The organism is Cupriavidus pauculus, from assembly GCF_002858765.1.
GTDB lineage: Bacteria > Pseudomonadota > Gammaproteobacteria > Burkholderiales > Burkholderiaceae > Cupriavidus > Cupriavidus pauculus_B.
The window spans coordinates 505,740-522,805 of the sequence record NZ_PJRP01000002.1; the positions used below are offsets into that span (position 1 = coordinate 505,740).

Below are 17,066 nucleotides of genomic sequence, written 5' to 3' on the forward strand. Positions count from 1 at the left end.
GGTGTCGGAGAAGGGTGTCAGGCGAGGCATCAGACAAAGCCGACGACGAGGGGGCCAAGCAGTGTCAGCAACACGTTGGCCAGGGCATAGGTGATGGCGAACGGCACGGTCGGCACGGGGCTCTCGGCCTTGTCCAGAATGCCGCCGAAGGCCGGGTTGGCGCTGCGCGATCCGGCCAGGGCACCGGCCAGCAGCGCGGCGTTGTCGTACTTGAGCACGTAGCGGCCAAACAGCATCGTCAGGAACAGCGGCAGCAGCGTGACCACCGCGCCCAGCAGGAAAATCGTCAAACCGCTATGGCGCAGGGTGTCGACGGCCTGCAGCCCCGAGTTGATGCCCACGATGGCCACGAACGCGGCCAGGCCGAAGTCCTTCAGCAACTGGCAGGCCGCCGTCGGCATCGCGCCATACATCGGATGCTTGGACCGCGCCCAGCCGAACACCAGGCCCGACAGCAGCGCGCCGCCGCCGGCGCCAAGCGTCAGCGGAATCGACCCGATGCGCACCACCAGCAGGCCGATCAGCAGGCCCACCAGCACGCCGGCGCCGAAGTAGACGAAGTCGGTCTTCTCGCTGGGCACCAGTTCATAGCCGGCGCGCTGGGCGGCGCGCTTGGTGTCGGCCGGGGTGCCGTAGAACGTGATGATGTCGCCGTGCTGGAGCTTCAGGTCGGGCAGGATCGGCAGCGCATGGTCGTAACGCTCGATCCGCTCCAGGTATACGCCATGGCGCATCTCGCGGCTGATATTGGCCACGATCTCGCCCAGCGGCTTGTTGTTCAGACCGTGGCGCGTGAACACGGCACGGCGCGTCTGCATGACCATGCCCATGCCTTCGGCGTCGGCCACTTCCTCGCCGATCACCAGCGCGGTGGGCACCATGGCGTCGCGCCGGCCCACCAGCAGCACCAGGTCGTCGGCTTCCAGCACGGTGTCCTGCGTGACGTCGATCGGCTTGCCGCCGCGCTGGAGCTTTTCCACGGTGACCAGGTCTTCGCCGCCGACCTCGATGTCCTTGATGGTCTTGCCCGCGGCAGCCGTCACGCGGAACAGCCGCCCCACCAGCCGTGGCAGTGCGCCGGCCTGGCCCGGGCCGAACTGCGGCAGGCCGCCGTGCATGGCCGCTTCCACCTTCTTGGCGTCGGACTTCAGGTCGGCGCCCATGAAGCGCGGCAGGATATTCACGCAAACGATGATGGCGCCGAGCGATCCGAACACGTAGGTCACGGCATAGCCGATGGCCACGTTGGCCTGCAGCGTCTTCACCTGATCGGGCGGCAGGCCCAGCTTGGTGATGGCGTCGCCGGCCGTGCCGATGATGGCCGACTGCGTCATGCCGCCGGCGGCCAGCCCCGCCGCAATGCCCTTGTCGAGACCGAAGATCCTGGCCAGCACCACCACGGTCACCAGCCCGGCCACGGCCATGAACACGGCCATCGCGATCTCGCGCAGCGAATTGCGGTTCAGTGAGTTGAAGAACTGCGGGCCGCTTTCGTAGCCCACCGCGTAGATGAAGACCGCGAACATCACGGCCTTCACGCCGTTGTCGATCTCGACGCCAACCTGGCTGATGATCACCGCCGCGAGCAGCGACCCGGCGACACCGCCCAGCTGGAACTTGCCGAGGGTGAGCTTGCCGATGGCATACCCGATCGCCAGCGACAGGAACAACGCTGACTCGGGCGATTTCTGAAAGATGGCATGCAACCAATCCATACGGAACTCCTGTAAGGCGTGAGACGGATGACAGGGGCACATGCGCGGGCGCTCGTGGCCCCCCGCATGCCGGGCACAGCTACTGGGGTGCAGATGCCAGCGCGCTGGCCATTGCCACGGCCATTGGGCCGAGCAATGGCAGCAGCACGTTGGAGATGGCGTAGGTGATCGTGTAGCCGATGACGGGCGTGCCGTTGCCGGCGGCGTTGGTGAGCGCCATGATCGTTGGGGTGCTGCAATGCTGGCCGGCCACCGCGCCCAGCAGGATCGGCATGTCGAGCTTCAGCCAGCGATGGCCGACATACAGCGAAATGGCGGCCGGGATGATCGAGATCAACACACCCGCGACGGGCAGGATCAGGCCGAATTTCTGGACCAGCCGCAGCGCATCGGGGCCAGCAGAGAGGCCGACGGCGGCGATAAACGTGGCCAGCCCGAAGTCCTTGAGGATTTCGGCGGCGGGCGCCGGTAGCGACCCCATCACCGGCAGCCGCGCACGCAGCCACCCGAAAGCCAGGCCCGACACCAGACACCCGCCGCCCACGCCAAGCGTCAGGTCGGCCTGGCCCACCTTGACGCTCCACGAGCCGATCAGCATGCCGAGCAGCACGCCAATGCCCAAGAAGACAAAATCGGTGCGGATCGTCGGGATGACCGGATAGCCCAGTTCGGGCACCAGGCGCCGCAGGGCCTCGTCGGGGCCGGACAGCGTAACCACGTCGGCGCGCTTCAGCACGGTCTCGGGCAGGATGGGCACCGCGTGCTGCATGCGCGCGATGCGCGACACATACACGCCACGCCCCATGCCCACATCCGCGCTCTGACGCAGCCGTGCCAGCGACAAACCGATGACTTCGCGGCGCGTCAGCAGCACCGACTGTTCGGCCTGCACCACGGCATTCATGCCGGGCTCCTCAGGCATCTCGGGGCCAACGGCGGCGGCAAACGGCACCATCGCGTCGCGCCGGCCCACGGCCAGCACGATGTCGCCGGCGCGCAGCACTTCCTCGGGCGGGGGGCGGAAGGTATTGCCGTCGCGGCGAATGCGCCGGATTGTCACGCCCAGCGCCACATCGCGTTCCGCCTCCAGCACGGTCTTGCCGGCCATATGGTCCACGCGCAACACCCGCGCCACGATCAGCGGCAGCGCCGTCATCTGGTTGTCGGCCATGTCGTTCTGCCCGCCCAGCTTCTGCCACAGCTGTGCTGCCGATTCACGCAGATTCTGACGCAGCAGGAATGGCGCCAACTGGCTGGTAAACAGGACGATGGCAATCAGCCCAAACAGATAGGTGACGCTGTAGGCCGTGACGATGTTGGTCTGCAGCACGCGGATGGCGTCGGCCGACAGGTCCAGCCGCGCGATGGCCTCGGAGGCTGTGCCGATTACCGCCGATTCGGTGGCCGCGCCGGCCAGCAGGCCCGACGCCGTGCCTGGGTCCAGATGGAGCAAGGGCACCGCCAGGGCCAGCAAGGCGAGCAGCACGAACACCTCGACCAGCGACAGCACGCCGATGCGCCATTCACGCGCCACATTGGCAAAAAACTGAGGGCCGCCCGTGAAGCCGAGCGCGAAGATGAACACGGCGAACGCCACGTTCTTGACGTCATCGTCCAGCCGCAAGCCGCTCTGTCCGATGACCAGCGACGCAATCAGCGTGCCGCAGATACCGCCAAGCTGGAACGGGCCGAAGCGGATCGCGCCCACCGCATGGCCCACGGCCAGTGCCAGGAACAGCGCAATCTCCGGTTGTCCGGCAAGCAGGGCGGAAACGGACTCCATGACGCGGCGCAAGCCTCCCTATGGCTCATGGCAAGCCATGCGGTGGCTCCGCTGGCGTGAGGCATTATCCGCACGGGCGGCGTTGGCGCGTACTGAAAGCTTTTGAAGGCGTATTAAACGCAATCAAACTAACGGCTATGTCTGGCATTGGCGGCGGGAGGGGAGAGGCGGAGGGAGGCCCCTTGCCGGCGCGGGTGGTTGCAGGCAGGTAAGGGGCAAGCAGCTACCGCAAGTTGCGTGCGGCAGCAGCGGGCAGCGTGATCGCGACGATACGACGGGCGGCCTTACTTGCCGCTATTGATCCGGTCCTGGATATGTTTGGCCCGCGCATCGGAGCCCGGGTGCGAACTGAGCAGGCTCGATTGCCCGCCATCCAGCTTGGCCAGCTTCTGGAAGGCGGTGACCAGCGCCTGCCGGTTGGCGCCGTTCTTCGTCAGCAGGTTGAACGAGTAGTCGTCCGCCTCGCTTTCCTGGCGTTGCGAGAATTGCGCGTTGATAAAGGTTTCGCCAAGTTCGCCGATCTGCGATGTCGATAGCGCCGTCAGCGTGGCGTAGCCGGTGGAACCCAGCGCGCCGCGCGCGGCCGCCGCAGCATAAGCCACCTGCATGGCCTTCTTGGTGTGCCCCAGTGCCACGTGGCCGATTTCGTGGCCCAGCACGCCGCGCACTTCGTCATCGCTCATCAGGTCCATCAGCCCGCTGTAAACGCGCACGCAGCCGTTGGCCATGGCCCACGCGTTCACATCCTTGGTCATGTACACCTTGGCATCGAGGGGCAGCCCGGTGTTCTGCAGGCCATTCATGATGTTCACCAGCCGTTTTGCGTAGGTGCTGTCAGCCGTGGCAATCGTGTTCTTCTTGTCCATGTCCGCGCACGACTGGTCTGACAGCTGTTTGACATTGGCGTCGCTGAGCGTCGCGGCGCTGAACAGGCTGCCACCGGCCTGGCTCAGGCTGTTCATGTCCGCACCGGCACAGCCGGCGAGCAGTGTTGCGCAGCCGATGGCGGCAGCCGTAGCAATATAACGATTCATCTTCGATTCCCTGATGGTCGGTCGTTGTCATGGAGGCGCAGGCAAGAAGCATAAGCAAGCAATTGCATGGCCGCCAGTGGAGTACGTCTGACAGGGTGGGCGGTGTAGGGTGGCAGCAGGGGGCACGTTAACGCACGGCCCGTGTGATGCGCATCGCAGTTATGTGAGACACCGCACGAAGAAGGGGGCGCAGTGTAGCGAATCAAACGGGCTGGCTTGATTACCCTGAGAAAACGTCAGCGGCGCCAATAGCGCGTGGCATCACTGGAATCGACGGCTTGTTGACATGGTGCTGATCCGGCATCTTTGATATTTCAGAGAGATAGGTGTCCGGGGCGCATCCATGGTCTGCGACACGCCACGGCGCAGACAGGCAGGTTACGAGCGGGACCGCACATAATCTGGCGTTAATCTTGTCGCAAGATACATTCATGATAAGTCAGGATGTATCTCAAAAAAAACAAAAACAACAACAATGATGTCGACACTGGGAATTAGGTGGCCGAAAGGCGCGAGGGGCAAGTCACTTTTGGCGCGCTGTGCATCGGGCCCCATTTCCTAATTTCGGCGGCCAGCGCATGGGCGAGGCGGTAGCGGACCGCGCCCTGGCTGGTGGATTCACGAAGGGAGAAGAACGGAGACCGGAACATGCGCAGCCTGATCATCAATGCCGATGACTTCGGCCTGGATCGCGAAACCTGCGACACGACGGTGGACTGCTTCGAGGCAGGGCTGTTGACCAGCGCCACGATCATGGTTGGCTGCGAAGCCTCTGCGCAAGCCTGCGACTATGCTAGGCAGAACCGCAAGCGCTTTTCGTTCGGCTTGCATTTCAATATCGTCGATGGCTTCCGGCCGGTGGCGCCGGAGAGCGATACATCGCTGTGCGACGAGCCCGGTGCCTTTCGCGAAAGCGCGGACCAGCGCTATGCCGCCCTGATCGGCATGCTGACCAGCGCCGACATCCGTCGCGAATTCCGTCTGCAGGTGGAGGAACTGCGAGATCAGCACGTGGAAGTCACCCATGTCGACAGCCACGGCCAGCTGCACAAGTTTCCGAGCGTCATCTACTCGGTGCGGCAGGAAATGCGCCGAGCCGGCCTGACCTGGGTGCGCCGGCCGCAAAACATGTTCCTGAACCCGAACGGCAAACGGCGCATGGTGAACAACGTCTTCATGATCCCGTTTTGGGGGATGATGCACACCGACTACTACTGCGCGGTGGACCAATGCGACGGCACATGGTCGAGCCGCCTGCCCGAGGTGCTGCCGCACGGCCTCACCGAAGTCTCCGTCCACCCCGGCCGCGCCGAAGCGTGGCGACTCAACGAAGCCGGCCCGTTGCTGGCCCCGCAGGAACTGTCGAGGGCATTGAAATCAGCGGATATCTCGCTGACGCGGTATCGGGCTTGGGGGTGAGAGTAGGGGCCGAGCGCATTCCCGCAACGGGAAGCTGAGAGGGAAGCGGCTGGGGGGGGGATTCTGAAGAAAATCTGGTGCCCGGGGTCGGACTCGAACCGACACGCCTTGCGGCGGGGGATTTTGAGTCCCCTGCGTCTACCTGTTTCACCACCCGGGCACGGGCTTGGCGATGGACGGAAATGCACATCGCGCGCTGATGAACCGCCGATTATGCCGCAATTCGACGCCACGGACAACCAATCTGGCGACGCGGGCGTGACTACGTGCTGGCCGCCTAGTGGTCACGTCGCGCGTTGGTGGTGCGGCTGCGGTCGTAGAAGCCCGGCGGCTTGCGGGCGATCCAGCGGATAAAGTCGGCTATGGTCGGGTGGGCGCGCAGCGCGTCCCAGTCGTGGTAGGTCGTGGCCAGTTCGGTTTCGTTGAAGACCGAATGGATTTTCTGATGGCAGACGCGATGCATGGCCATTACCTCGCGCCCGCCCCGGCTGCGGGGTACGGGGTGGTGCAGGTCGGTGCTGGCGTCGTCGAGCAGCGGCCGTCCGCACAGCGGGCAGCGCGCCTGTTCCGGACCGCCTTCATGACCCGGTGCGACAACGGGTGGCCCCAGCTGGGGCGCCTTGCCGGCGCGCAGCCGGCGCTTGACGACCATACGCAAATCCGCTGAAAAGAGGGTGCCTCGGCAGTTGCGGTAGGATAGCGCGCAACCGTCCCATGCCGTGTCGCCGCGACTTCACCGGAGCCGAGAGCCATGTCTGCCCAGCCGACCCTCGATGCCACGCCTACTGCCAGCCTTGCGTCGCTGGCCGCCTTGCCTTCGCAGGACCCCGCCTTCTACGCCCAGGCTTACAACAACCGTGCCAATGTGCCGGACAATGCCGTCCACATGGCGCGTTGGGCGGCGGATTCTGCACTGGTGCGGGCCGGGATGGTGACGTACTTCGAGAATCTGGCCTATGGCGATGCGGATTCGTCACTTGCAGAGACCGAGACGCTCGATTACTTCCCGGCGTCGCTGCGCGATGACGATGCTCCGCCGCTGCTGGTGTTCCTGCATGGCGGCTATTACCGGGCGCTGGACAAGCGCGACCACAGCTTTGTAGCCAGCGTGCCCACGCGGCGCGGTGTGTCAGTGGCCGTGGTCAACTACGCGTTGTGCCCGACGGTGACCGTGGAAACCATCGTGTGGCAGGTCATGCAATCGGTGGCGTGGCTGTATCGCGAGGCCGACCGGCTTGGCCACGATCGCAACCGCATTTACCTGGCCGGGCATTCGGTAGGCGGGCATCTGGTGACCATGCTGATGGCCGCGCTGTGGCCGCAGTTCGCGGACGACCTGCCGGCCAATCTGGTCAAGGGCGGATTGTCGATCAGCGGTCTTTACGATCTGGAGCCGCTGCGCCGCGCCGATTTCCTGCAGGCCGATTTGCAGCTCAGCGAGACCGATGTGGCGCGCCTGTCGCCGGCGTTCATGGTACCGGCCACCGATGCGCCGCTGATTACCGCCGTGGGCGAGCTGGAATCGAGCGAGTATCAGCGCCAGCACGCACTGATCCGCGCGGCGTGGCCGGGCAACGCGCGTGACGATATCGCGCTGCCGGGCCGTCATCACTTCAATGCGATGGACGACCTGATGCGTGACGACAGCCAGTTGTCGCGCGCGCTGCTGGGGATGATCGCGGGCGTCTGACCTTCGTCCGCCAGCCCGCGCGGACCCCGCGTCCGCCCGCGCTTACGCCTTCTTCAGCTCCAGCACCTTCAGCAGCGACGACGTATCGTCCTTGCCCCAGCCCTGATCCATCAGTTCGCCCAGTTGCGCCGCCGTGGCGCGCATGGCGGGCAGGTCCAGGCCGATTTCGCCGGCGATGTCGGCGGCCAGGCCAAAGTCCTTGGCGTGCAGCCGCGATTCGATGCCGGCCGAAAAATCGCGCGACACCATCTTCGGGCCCAGCAGGTCCAGCATGCGGCTGCCGGCAAAGCCCGTAGACAGCGCCTGGAAGACCTTCCCCGTATCCACGCCCTGCGCGCCGGCAAAGCGCATCGCCTCGGCAATGCCTTCGATATTGACCACCTGGGCGATCTGATTGCAGAGCTTGGCCACCTGGCCGGCGCCGTGGTCGCCGATGTGCGTGATCGTCTTGCCGACGCATTCCAGCAGCGGTCGTACTTTCTCCAGATTCTCGGCCTTGCCGCCGACCATGATCGTCAGCGTGCCGGCCTGGGCGCCGATGGTGCCGCCCGATACCGGGCAGTCGAGCGCCTCGATGCCCTTGGCGGCCAGCGCCTGCGCGACCTCGCGCGTGATGATGGGCGAGATCGTGCTGTGATCCACGCAGATGGTGCCCGGCGCGGCGCCTTCGATCACACCTTGCGGGCCCAGCAGCACCTGGCGCACGTCTTCGGACGACGTCACGTTGGTGAAGACCACGGCCGCGCCGCGTGCCGTCTCGGCCGGGGTGAAGAACGGCTCGGCGCCAAGCTGGCGCGCGGCGTCGGCCGCTTCGGGGCGGCGGACGAAGGCGCGCACGGTGCGGCCGGCGCGGATCAGGTGACCGACCATCGGCGCGCCCATCGCGCCCAAGCCGATAAATGCTACGGTAGTCATGAATGCTTCCTTGTTACTTGTCGCCTGCATAGGCGAACTTGCCATTGCGGATGGTGCCCATCACGCGGGCACGTTGGTCAAAGCCCTGGTGGTCCTGCGCGCTGAGGCTCAGCACGCCGTTGGGCACCGTCAGGTTCTTCGTCGATTCGATGGCGTCACGCAGCGCGTGGCGGAACGCCGGGGTGCCGGGTTGGGCGCCGGTCTTCAGCGCGCGGCGGCTGGCATCGTCCAGCAGCAGCCAGGCGCCCCACGCGTCGCCAGCGAACTGCGTGACGGTATCGGCGCCGTGCTTTGCTTCATAGCGCCTGACGAAATCGAGCGCCACCGTCTTGGCCGGATGGCTGTCGGGCAGCGCGCGCGCCACCACGACGGGGCCGGTCGGGAACAGCGTCCCTTCCACGTCCTTGCCGCCGATACGCAGGAAATCCCACGACGCAATGCCGTGTGTCTGATAGATGCGGCCCTTGTAGCCGCGCTCGTTGAGCGTCTTCTGGGGCAGCACGGCCGGCGTGCCCGAACCGGCGATCAGGATGGTGTCGGGGTTGGCCGACATCAGCTTCAGCACCTGGCCTGTGACCGACGTGTCCATGCGGCCGAAGCGCTCCTGCGCCACCACGCGCAGGTGTCGCATTTCGGCCATTTTGGAGAACTCGCGCCACCAGCTTTCGCCGTACGCGTCGTTGAAGCCGATAAAGCCGACAGTCTTCACGCCGTGGTTGGCCATGTACTCGGTCAGCAGCGTGGCCATCAGCGCGTCGTTCTGCGGCATCTTGAACGCCCAGCGGCGGCGCGGATCGGTCTGCGGTTCGACGATGCTGGCGGAGGCGGCCAGCGCCACCATGGGCGTGCCGGTCTCGGCGGTCGCGTCGAGCGCGGCAATCGCATTCGGCGTGATGTTCGGGCCCACGATCACGTCGACCTTGTCCTCGGCGATGAACTTGCGCACGTTGCGCACGGCGGCGGCCGGGTCGGTGCCGTCGTCCAGCACGATGTACTGCGCACGCTGGCCGCCCAGCGTCTGCGGCCACAGCTGCACGGTATTGGCCGATGGAATGCCGATGGCCGCTGCGGCGCCCGTCAATGACAGGTCGACCCCTACACGAATATCGGCGCGCGCGGCACCGATCAGGCACATCGACATCACAGGCAGCAGCAACTGGCGCAGGCGCATGAACAACCTCCGAAGTACGTGACAGCGTGGCAGCAGTGGAAGGGACGGCGTCGATCTGGCTTTTATCTGATGCCCGACCTGGCGCTCAAGTCGGGCATCTGTTTCGGAAGCCTATTTCGCGGCCAGTCGCCAGAGCGACGTCACCTCGGCCTTGCGCGCGGCGAACAGCGGATCTTCGGCATCGGCGGCCTTGGGGTGCCGCGGCCGGATATCGGAGCGGCCCAGCACCCTGAGCCCTGCGGCATCGATCCAGCCCAGCAGGTCGTCGCGCGACCGCAGGCCCAAATGCTCGGCAAAGTCCGACAGGATCAGCCAGCCCTGGCCGCCCGGTTCCAGATGCGCAGCCAGGCCGTTCAGAAAGCCGTGCAGCATGCGGCTGTCGGGGTCGAACACGGCGTGCTCGATGGGCGAACTGGGCCGTGCCGGCACCCAGGGCGGGTTGCAGATTACCAGCGGCGCGCGCCCCTCGGGGAACAGGTCGGCCTCGATGATCTCGACCTGCTTCGTCAGGCCCAGCCGGTCGATGTTCTCGCGTGCGCAGCCCAGGGCGCGCGGGTCCTGATCGGTGCCCACCACGCGCTTGACGCCGCGCTGCGCCAGCACGGCGGCCAGCACGCCGGTGCCGGCGCCGATATCGAAGGCCAGCGCCGTGGAAGGCAGGGGTTCCTTCGCCACCAGTTCGATGTACTCGCCGCGCACGGGCGAGAACACGCCGTACCAGGGGTGGATACGCTCGCCCAGCACCGGAATCTCGACGCCTTTCTTGCGCCACTCGTAGGCGCCGATCAGGCCCAGCAGTTCGCGCATCGACGCCACATAGGGCGTGTCGCTCTTGCCGTAGACCTGCTCGCAGGCTTCATGCACGTCAGGGGCGCGGCGCAGCGGCACCACGTGGCCGGCGTCGAACGGCAGCAGCAGCATGCCCAGCGTACGGGCGCGTTGCGACTGCGCCAGCCGGTGCTTGTGGAATGCCTCGGTCAGGCTGGCCGGCGCCTTGGCGGCGTCGCGTGCCTTGCGTTGGGGTTTGCGGTCCACGCGTCGCGCCATGGCCTGCAGCAGCTGGCGGGCGTTCTGGAAATCGCCGCGCCAGAGCAGGGCGGTGCCTTCGCTGGCCAGCCGGTAGGCCGTATCGGCCGGAGTCTGGTCGTCGGCGATCACCACGCGCTTGGGCGGCGGCAGGCCGGCTTCGGAACGCCAGGGCGCGCTGCGCTCGGCGCCGTCCTCGGTCCAGTGGAGGGTGGGCAGGGAATCGGATGCAGACATATCTATATAGGGGGGGCGAGCTTAGAGCTCGTAGGCTTCGTGGTCGCCGGACAGGGCTTGCTCGACGAGCTTGCGGTTCAGTGTCGGCGAGAACAGTTCGATGAAGGTATAGACGAAGCTGCGCAGGTAGGCGCCCTGCTTGACGGCCAGGTGGGTCACATTGGTGCCGAACAGGTGGCCGGCCGGGATGCCCCGCAGGTTGCGGTCGCGCTCGGGGTCGAAGGCCAGCCCGGCCACGATGCCAATACCCAGGCCGATTTCCACGTAGGTCTTGATCACATCGGCGTCGATGGCTTCGAGCACGATGTCCGCCTCCAGCTGGCGCAGCGCGAACGCCTTGTCGATCTTGGGTCGCCCGGCGAAGTTCACGTCATACGTGATCAGCGGGTAGGTGGCCAGGTCTTCCAGCGTCAGGTGCTTCTTTTCCAGCAGCGGGTGGTCAGGTGGCGTTACCACCATATGCTGCCATTGGTAGCCGGGCAGCGACACCAGGCTCTTGTCGCTGGTAATGCCTTCCGTGGCGATACCGATATCGGCCTGGTCGTGCAGGATCATGTCGGCGATCTGCACCGGCGTGCCCTGCTGGATGGACAGCCGCACCTTGGGGTAGCGCTTGGTGAACTCGGCGATCACGCGCGGCAGCGCATAGCGCGCCTGGGTGTGCGTGGTGGCGATGGTGAAGTTGCCCTGGTCCTGCGCGGCGTAATCCTTGCCCACGCGCTTCAGGCTTTCCACCTCCTGCAGGATCTTTTCTACCGACACCAGGATGCGCCGGCCCGGTTCGGTGAGACTCCGGATGCGCTTGCCATGGCGTGTGAAGATATCGACACCCAACTCTTCTTCCAGCTCGATAATCGCCTTGGAAACGCCTGGTTGTGATGTATAGAGCGCTTTTGCGGCCTCGGTCAGGTTGAAATTCTGGCGGACGGCCTCGCGCACGAAGCGAAACTGGTGAAGATTCATATAACTTCGCTCGTATAAACAAACAACTTCTTATTAGTTTGAGATATGAGGCGAGTTTATTACGATTCTCGAACTTTGTTAAACGTTCGCCTGCCCGTATTGCGTCTGCGCCCAGCCTGAAAAGGTGGTGCCGGCACCACCGGAGCAAGGCGCGAGTCGAGAAGCGTCCCCGATGTCCCTGGCCTTCACCGTTTCCGGTCTGCTGGTAGGTATCCTGGTTGGTCTGACCGGGGTAGGTGGCGGCTCGCTCATGACGCCGTTGCTGACCCTGCTGTTCGGCTTCTCGCCGGCCACGGCGGTTGGCACCGACTTGGCGTTCGCATCCATTACAAAGGGTTTCGGCACCATCGCCCATCGCGCCCACGGCCATGTGCAGTGGCAGGTGGTGCGCCGCCTGTGCCTGGGCAGCCTGCCCGCCGCGCTGGCCGCCATCCTGGTGCTCAAGAGCGCCGGCGAACTCAATGCCCAGTGGCTGCACGCCATCCGCATGACGATTGGCGTGTCGGTGCTGCTGACCGTGCTGTCGCTGCTGTTCCGCAAGCAGATGCTGGCGTGGTTGGCCCGCAACCCGCGCTTCCAACTGGAAGGCCGCCCGCAGGTGGTGGCCACGGTGCTGGTGGGTGCCGTGATCGGCGTGCTTGTGACCGTGTCGTCGATCGGTGCGGGTGCCGTTGGCGCCACACTGATCCTGCTGCTGTATCCCCATATGAAGCCGGCCGAAGTGGCTGGCACCGATATCGCCTACGCCGTGCCGCTCACGGCCGTGGCCGGGCTGGGCCACGTGTGGCTTGGCACCGTCGACTGGAATTTGTTGCTGGCGTTGCTGGTGGGCTCGATCCCCGGCATCTGGCTCGGTGCGCAACTGTCGCGGGCGCTGCCCGAACGGCTCGTGCGCGCCGCACTGGCCACCACGCTGACGCTGGTGGCTATCAAGCTCGTTTCTTAAGCATTCAACGAATACTGAACGGACCCACACCATGTATCAGTACGATCAATACGACCAGCGCATCGTCCAGGAACGTGTCGCCCAATTCCGCGACCAGGTGCGCCGCCGCCTGTCGGACGAACTGACTGAGGAAGAATTCCTGCCGCTGCGCCTGCAGAACGGCCTGTACATGCAGCGTCACGCGTACATGCTGCGCGTGGCCATTCCGTACGGCCTGCTGGGCGCGAAGCAGCTGCGCATGTTGGGCCACATCGCCCGCGAGTACGACCGTGGCTATGGCCATTTCTCCACGCGTCAGAACATCCAGTACAACTGGATGGACCTGGAGCGCGTGCCCGACGTGCTAGCAGATCTGGCCAGCGTGGAAATGCACGGCATCCAGACTTCGGGCAACTGCGTGCGCAACATCACCACCGACCAGTTTGCCGGCGTGGCGCCGGACGAATCGGTGGACCCGCGCGTGCTGGCCGAACTGCTGCGCCAGTGGAGCACGTTCCAGCCGGAATTCGCCTTCCTGCCGCGCAAGTTCAAGATCGCGATCTCGGCCACCCAGGACGACCGCGCCGTGGTGCAGATGCACGACATCGGCATCTATGCGTACAAGAACGCACAGGGCGAAACGCGCCTGCGCATCCTGGCCGGTGGCGGCCTGGGCCGTACGCCGATCCTGGGCACGATCATCAAGGAAGACCTGCCGTGGCAGCACATGCTGACCTACGTGGAGTCGGCCATCCGCGTGTACAACCGCTACGGTCGCCGCGACAACAAGTACAAGGCCCGCATCAAGATCCTGGTGAAGGCCATCGGCGCCGACAAGTTCGCCGCTGAAGTGGAAGACGAGTGGAAGTTCAGCAAGGACGGCCCCGGCACGCTGACGCAGGTCGAATTCGACCGCGTGGCGCAGTACTTCCAGCCGCCCGCCTACGAGAAGCTGGCCGACACCGACGCATCGTTCGAGAAGCACCTGCTGGAGAACAAGGCATTCGCGCGCTGGGTCAACCGCAATGTGCGCGCCCACCGCGTGCCGGGCTACGCCTCGGTCACGCTGTCGACCAAGCCGGGCCCCGTGTCGCCTCCGGGTGACGCCACGGCCGAGCAGATGGAAGCGGTGGCCGACTTTGCCGACCGCTACGGCTTTGGCGAACTGCGTGTGGCGCACGAGCAGAACTTGGTGCTGCCGGACGTGAAGAAGCACGACCTGTTCGCACTGTGGGAAGACGCGAAGAAGGCAGGTCTGGCCACGGCCAACATCGGCCTGCTGACCGACATCATCGCCTGCCCGGGCGGCGATTTCTGCTCGCTGGCCAATGCCAAGTCGATTCCGATCGCGCTGGGCATCCAGGAACGCTTCGATGACCTCGACTATGTCTATGACCTGGGCGAAGTCTCGCTGAACATCTCCGGCTGCATCAACGCCTGCGGCCACCACCACGTGGGCAACATCGGCGTGCTCGGCGTCGACAAGGATGGCTCCGAGTGGTACCAGGTGACGCTGGGTGGCGCCCAGGGCAATGACTCGGCCATCGGCAAGGTGATCGGCCCGTCGTTCAGCGCCGAGGAAATGCCCGAAGTGGTGACCCGCATCATCGACACGTTCGTGGCCAACCGTGCCGGCGACGAGCGCTTCATCGAAACGTTTGCCCGCATCGGCATCGCGCCGTTCAAGGAGCGCGTGTACGCCGACAAGCAACGTGAAGAGCGCGCCGAAGCCTGACGAACGAGAGACACTGAACATGGCAAAGATCATTCAACTGCAACGCGACGACGCTGGCCAATTCCGTCCCGTAATCGTGGAAGACAACTGGACCGCGCTGCGCGCGACCGAAGAACAGCCGCTGGACGAGGCGCGTATCGCCGCCGTGGCACAGAGTGCCGACGCCGTGCTGTTCCCGCTGTCGGTGTGGAAGGCCAATGAAGCGCTGCTGGCTGGCCGCGACAAGGCCATCACCGGTGTGTGGCTGGCCCCGGAAGACGAGCCGGGCGATGCCGAGGCGCTGTTCGACCGCGTGTCGGCCGTTGCCGTCGACTTCCCGGTGTTCCGCGATGGCCGCGGCTTCTCGTCGGCCTACCTGCTGCGCACGCGCTACCACTGGGCCGGCCAGCTGCGCGCCATCGGCGACGTGCTGCGCGACCAGCTGAACTTCATGAAGCGCTGCGGCTTCGACACGTTCGCCGTGCGGGCGGACAAGAACATCGACGACGCGATCAAGGGCTTTACCGAGTTCACCGTGGCCTACCAGGCGTCGGTGGACGAGCCGCTGCCGCTGTTCCGCCGCGCTCGCGCCGACGTGACGGACGCAACGGCCCGGGGCGCCGCATGAGCACCGTAATTTCCGAAATCCCGGTGGTCGACGCGTCGGTCTCGTCGCTGCGCCCCCCAGCGCTGTGGACGAAGCCGGCGTACACGGGTTCGGTCGAGGCGCTCGAAGTCAAGGAGCGCGAACTGGCCGAGCGCCTGTCGGGCATCGCCGCACGGTTCTTCCGCGCGCGCTTTGCCACCAGCCTGGCCGCCGAGGACATGGTGCTGACCGACGCAATCCTGCGCGGCGGCGAAGCGGTGCGGGCCGGCATTCGCGTGTTCACGCTGAACACGGGCCGCCTGCACGCCGAGACGCTGGCCGTGCTGGATCAGGTGCAGGACCACTACGGCTACTCGGTCGAGCAGTTCACGCCCGACCAGGAAGCGGTGGACAACTACCTGCGCAACCACGGCCTGAACGCGTTCTACGACAGCGTGGACCTGCGCAAGAGCTGCTGCGGCATCCGCAAGGTGGAACCGCTGAACCGCGCGCTGTCGCACGCCGATGCCTGGATGACCGGCCAGCGCCGCGAGCAGGCCGTGACGCGCGCCGAGCTACCGTTCGAGGAATTGGACGACGCACGCGGCATTCCCAAGTTCAATCCGCTCGCGGACTGGACCGAGGCCGAGGTGTGGGCCTACCTGACACGCCACAACGTGCCGGTCAACGCGCTGCACGCCAAGGGCTACCCCAGCATTGGCTGCGAGCCGTGTACGCGGGCCGTGAAGGCCGGCGAGGACGTACGCGCCGGCCGGTGGTGGTGGGAGAGCAAGGACTCGAAAGAGTGCGGCCTCCACGAGCAGAACATCAAGCACTGAACAGAATTTGTAGAGGCCAGAACGACATGGGCATCATGAACGACATCGCAGACGCAGGCGTGGCCGCCAACGTGGAACACCTGCTGCAGGTCCAGAACGACCACCTCGACCGGCTCGAAGCCGAGTCGATCTACATCATCCGCGAGGTGGTGGCCGAGTGCCACAACCCGGCGCTGCTGTTCTCGGGCGGCAAGGATTCGATCGTCATGCTGCACCTGGCGCTGAAGGCCTTCCGCCTGGGCGACCGCAAGGTGGAGCTGCCGTTTCCGCTGGTGCACATCGACACCGGCCACAACTACCCGGAAGTGATCGCGTTCCGCGACCAGCGCGTGGCTGAGCTGGGCGCGCGCCTGGTGGTGGGCCATGTGGAAGATTCGATCAAGCGCGGCACCGTGCGTCTGCGCAAGGAAACCGATTCGCGCAACGCCGCGCAGGCCGTGACGCTGCTGGAAACCATCGAGGCGCACAAGTTCGACGCGCTGATGGGCGGTGCCCGCCGCGACGAAGAGAAGGCCCGCGCCAAGGAGCGCATCTTCTCGTTCCGCGACGAATTCGGCCAGTGGGACCCGAAGGCCCAGCGCCCGGAACTGTGGAGCCTGTACAACGCCCGCATGGCGCAGGGCGAGCAGATGCGCGTGTTCCCGATCTCGAACTGGACGGAACTCGACGTGTGGCAGTACATCGCCCGCGAAAACCTGGCCCTGCCGCCGATCTACTACGCGCACCAGCGCGAAGTGGTGCGCAAGAACGGCCTGCTGGTGCCGGTGACGCCGATCACGCCGAAGCAGGATGGCGATGTCAGCGAAGTGCTGTCGGTCCGCTTCCGTACCGTGGGCGACATCAGCTGCACCTGCCCGGTGGCCAGCGTTGCGGCATCGCCGGTGGAGATCATCGCCGAGACCGCGGTGACCGAGATCACCGAGCGCGGCGCCACGCGCATGGACGACCAGACGAGCGAAGCGTCAATGGAACGCCGGAAGAAAGAAGGCTATTTCTGACACCGGACGCATATACGGGCACATCGCATCGTTGCGCGAGTGCTCGTGTAC

At 65.5% G+C, this 17,066-nt stretch carries 15 protein-coding genes and 1 tRNA gene; 7 read left to right on the plus strand and 9 right to left on the minus strand.

Going from position 1 to position 17,066, the window contains the following annotated elements; translation table 11 throughout:
• Positions 1 to 29 precede the first annotated feature (29 nt).
• The 3 genes from aspT (CYJ10_RS07175) to CYJ10_RS07185 all read right to left on the minus strand — a co-directional run bounded on the left by aspT (CYJ10_RS07175) (position 30) and on the right by CYJ10_RS07185 (position 4,532).
• A complete protein-coding gene (gene aspT, locus CYJ10_RS07175) occupies positions 30 to 1,715 on the minus strand; it encodes an aspartate-alanine antiporter (protein ID WP_101680809.1) in 1,686 nt (561 codons plus the stop codon).
• 79 nt (positions 1,716 to 1,794) lie between these two features.
• On the minus strand, positions 1,795 to 3,498 hold the full coding sequence (gene aspT / locus CYJ10_RS07180) for an aspartate-alanine antiporter (protein WP_101680810.1): 1,704 nt from the start codon (positions 3,496 to 3,498) through the stop codon (positions 1,795 to 1,797).
• Positions 3,499 to 3,782: 284 nt separating this feature from the next.
• Complete coding sequence (locus CYJ10_RS07185) at positions 3,783 to 4,532, minus strand: M48 family metallopeptidase (protein WP_101680811.1); 750 nt, start codon at positions 4,530 to 4,532, stop codon at positions 3,783 to 3,785.
• Positions 4,533 to 5,180: 648 nt separating this feature from the next.
• On the opposite strand from CYJ10_RS07185, the gene CYJ10_RS07190 reads away from it, so the two are divergent.
• Positions 5,181 to 5,951 (plus strand): ChbG/HpnK family deacetylase, encoded by a 771-nt coding sequence (locus CYJ10_RS07190; RefSeq protein WP_101680812.1) that lies wholly within the window; start codon positions 5,181 to 5,183, stop codon positions 5,949 to 5,951.
• A 75-nt stretch (positions 5,952 to 6,026) separates the two neighbouring features.
• On the opposite strand, the gene CYJ10_RS07195 is transcribed toward CYJ10_RS07190, so the two are convergent.
• Both CYJ10_RS07195 and CYJ10_RS07200 read right to left on the minus strand, forming a co-directional pair.
• Positions 6,027 to 6,111: transfer RNA gene (locus tag CYJ10_RS07195), tRNA-Leu, on the minus strand.
• Positions 6,112 to 6,228: 117 nt separating this feature from the next.
• Entirely contained in the window at positions 6,229 to 6,603 is a 375-nt protein-coding gene (locus CYJ10_RS07200) for an HNH endonuclease (RefSeq protein WP_101680813.1), read from the minus strand.
• A 99-nt stretch (positions 6,604 to 6,702) separates the two neighbouring features.
• Here CYJ10_RS07200 and CYJ10_RS07205 point away from each other — a divergent pair, with 99 nt between their 5' ends.
• The gene (locus tag CYJ10_RS07205; protein ID WP_101680814.1) at positions 6,703 to 7,641 is read left to right on the plus strand and encodes an alpha/beta hydrolase; all 939 of its coding nucleotides are present in this window, start codon (positions 6,703 to 6,705) and stop codon (positions 7,639 to 7,641) included.
• Positions 7,642 to 7,683: 42 nt separating this feature from the next.
• On the opposite strand, the gene CYJ10_RS07210 is transcribed toward CYJ10_RS07205, so the two are convergent.
• The 4 genes from CYJ10_RS07210 to CYJ10_RS07225 form a co-directional block, all read right to left on the minus strand.
• Positions 7,684 to 8,556 (minus strand): NAD(P)-dependent oxidoreductase, encoded by an 873-nt coding sequence (locus CYJ10_RS07210; protein ID WP_101681059.1) that lies wholly within the window; start codon positions 8,554 to 8,556, stop codon positions 7,684 to 7,686.
• Between the two features lie 13 nt (positions 8,557 to 8,569).
• Positions 8,570 to 9,727, minus strand: coding sequence for an ABC transporter substrate-binding protein (locus CYJ10_RS07215; RefSeq protein ID WP_101680815.1), 1,158 nt, complete (start codon positions 9,725 to 9,727; stop codon positions 8,570 to 8,572).
• A gap of 111 nt (positions 9,728 to 9,838) precedes the next feature.
• A complete protein-coding gene (locus CYJ10_RS07220; protein ID WP_101680816.1) occupies positions 9,839 to 10,990 on the minus strand; it encodes a methyltransferase in 1,152 nt (383 codons plus the stop codon).
• 21 nt (positions 10,991 to 11,011) lie between these two features.
• Complete coding sequence (locus tag CYJ10_RS07225) at positions 11,012 to 11,953, minus strand: CysB family HTH-type transcriptional regulator (protein WP_101680817.1); 942 nt, start codon at positions 11,951 to 11,953, stop codon at positions 11,012 to 11,014.
• Positions 11,954 to 12,125: 172 nt separating this feature from the next.
• On the opposite strand from CYJ10_RS07225, the gene CYJ10_RS07230 reads away from it, so the two are divergent.
• From CYJ10_RS07230 to cysD, 5 genes are read left to right on the plus strand one after another with little or no spacing between them, the layout of a single operon-like run.
• Positions 12,126 to 12,899, plus strand: a complete 774-nt coding sequence (locus CYJ10_RS07230; RefSeq protein WP_101680818.1) for a sulfite exporter TauE/SafE family protein — start codon at positions 12,126 to 12,128, stop codon at positions 12,897 to 12,899.
• A gap of 31 nt (positions 12,900 to 12,930) precedes the next feature.
• Positions 12,931 to 14,613: a nitrite/sulfite reductase gene (locus CYJ10_RS07235; RefSeq protein ID WP_101680819.1), complete on the plus strand. Its 1,683-nt coding sequence runs from the start codon at positions 12,931 to 12,933 to the stop codon at positions 14,611 to 14,613.
• Between the two features lie 19 nt (positions 14,614 to 14,632).
• The gene (locus CYJ10_RS07240; RefSeq protein ID WP_101681060.1) at positions 14,633 to 15,220 is read left to right on the plus strand and encodes a DUF934 domain-containing protein; all 588 of its coding nucleotides are present in this window, start codon (positions 14,633 to 14,635) and stop codon (positions 15,218 to 15,220) included.
• On the plus strand, positions 15,217 to 16,017 hold the full coding sequence (locus CYJ10_RS07245; protein ID WP_101680820.1) for a phosphoadenylyl-sulfate reductase: 801 nt from the start codon (positions 15,217 to 15,219) through the stop codon (positions 16,015 to 16,017). The genes CYJ10_RS07240 and CYJ10_RS07245 overlap by 4 nt, the downstream gene beginning before the upstream one ends.
• Before the next feature lie 26 nt (positions 16,018 to 16,043).
• A complete protein-coding gene (gene cysD, locus CYJ10_RS07250) occupies positions 16,044 to 17,015 on the plus strand; it encodes a sulfate adenylyltransferase subunit CysD (RefSeq protein WP_101680821.1) in 972 nt (323 codons plus the stop codon).
• The last annotated feature ends 51 nt before the right edge of the window (positions 17,016 to 17,066 follow it).

Coding starts and splice junctions, on each gene's coding strand:
- aspT (WP_101680809.1), bottom strand. CDS start 1,715: ATGGATTGGTTGCATGCCATCTTTCAGAAATCGCCCGAGTCAGCGTTG.
- aspT (WP_101680810.1), bottom strand. CDS start 3,498: ATGGAGTCCGTTTCCGCCCTGCTTGCCGGACAACCGGAGATTGCGCTG.
- CYJ10_RS07185 (WP_101680811.1), bottom strand. CDS start 4,532: ATGAATCGTTATATTGCTACGGCTGCCGCCATCGGCTGCGCAACACTG.
- CYJ10_RS07190 (WP_101680812.1), top strand. CDS start 5,181: ATGCGCAGCCTGATCATCAATGCCGATGACTTCGGCCTGGATCGCGAA.
- CYJ10_RS07200 (WP_101680813.1), bottom strand. CDS start 6,603: ATGGTCGTCAAGCGCCGGCTGCGCGCCGGCAAGGCGCCCCAGCTGGGG.
- CYJ10_RS07205 (WP_101680814.1), top strand. CDS start 6,703: ATGTCTGCCCAGCCGACCCTCGATGCCACGCCTACTGCCAGCCTTGCG.
- CYJ10_RS07210 (WP_101681059.1), bottom strand. CDS start 8,556: ATGACTACCGTAGCATTTATCGGCTTGGGCGCGATGGGCGCGCCGATG.
- CYJ10_RS07215 (WP_101680815.1), bottom strand. CDS start 9,727: ATGCGCCTGCGCCAGTTGCTGCTGCCTGTGATGTCGATGTGCCTGATC.
- CYJ10_RS07220 (WP_101680816.1), bottom strand. CDS start 10,990: ATGTCTGCATCCGATTCCCTGCCCACCCTCCACTGGACCGAGGACGGC.
- CYJ10_RS07225 (WP_101680817.1), bottom strand. CDS start 11,953: ATGAATCTTCACCAGTTTCGCTTCGTGCGCGAGGCCGTCCGCCAGAAT.
- CYJ10_RS07230 (WP_101680818.1), top strand. CDS start 12,126: ATGTCCCTGGCCTTCACCGTTTCCGGTCTGCTGGTAGGTATCCTGGTT.
- CYJ10_RS07235 (WP_101680819.1), top strand. CDS start 12,931: ATGTATCAGTACGATCAATACGACCAGCGCATCGTCCAGGAACGTGTC.
- CYJ10_RS07240 (WP_101681060.1), top strand. CDS start 14,633: ATGGCAAAGATCATTCAACTGCAACGCGACGACGCTGGCCAATTCCGT.
- CYJ10_RS07245 (WP_101680820.1), top strand. CDS start 15,217: ATGAGCACCGTAATTTCCGAAATCCCGGTGGTCGACGCGTCGGTCTCG.
- cysD (WP_101680821.1), top strand. CDS start 16,044: ATGGGCATCATGAACGACATCGCAGACGCAGGCGTGGCCGCCAACGTG.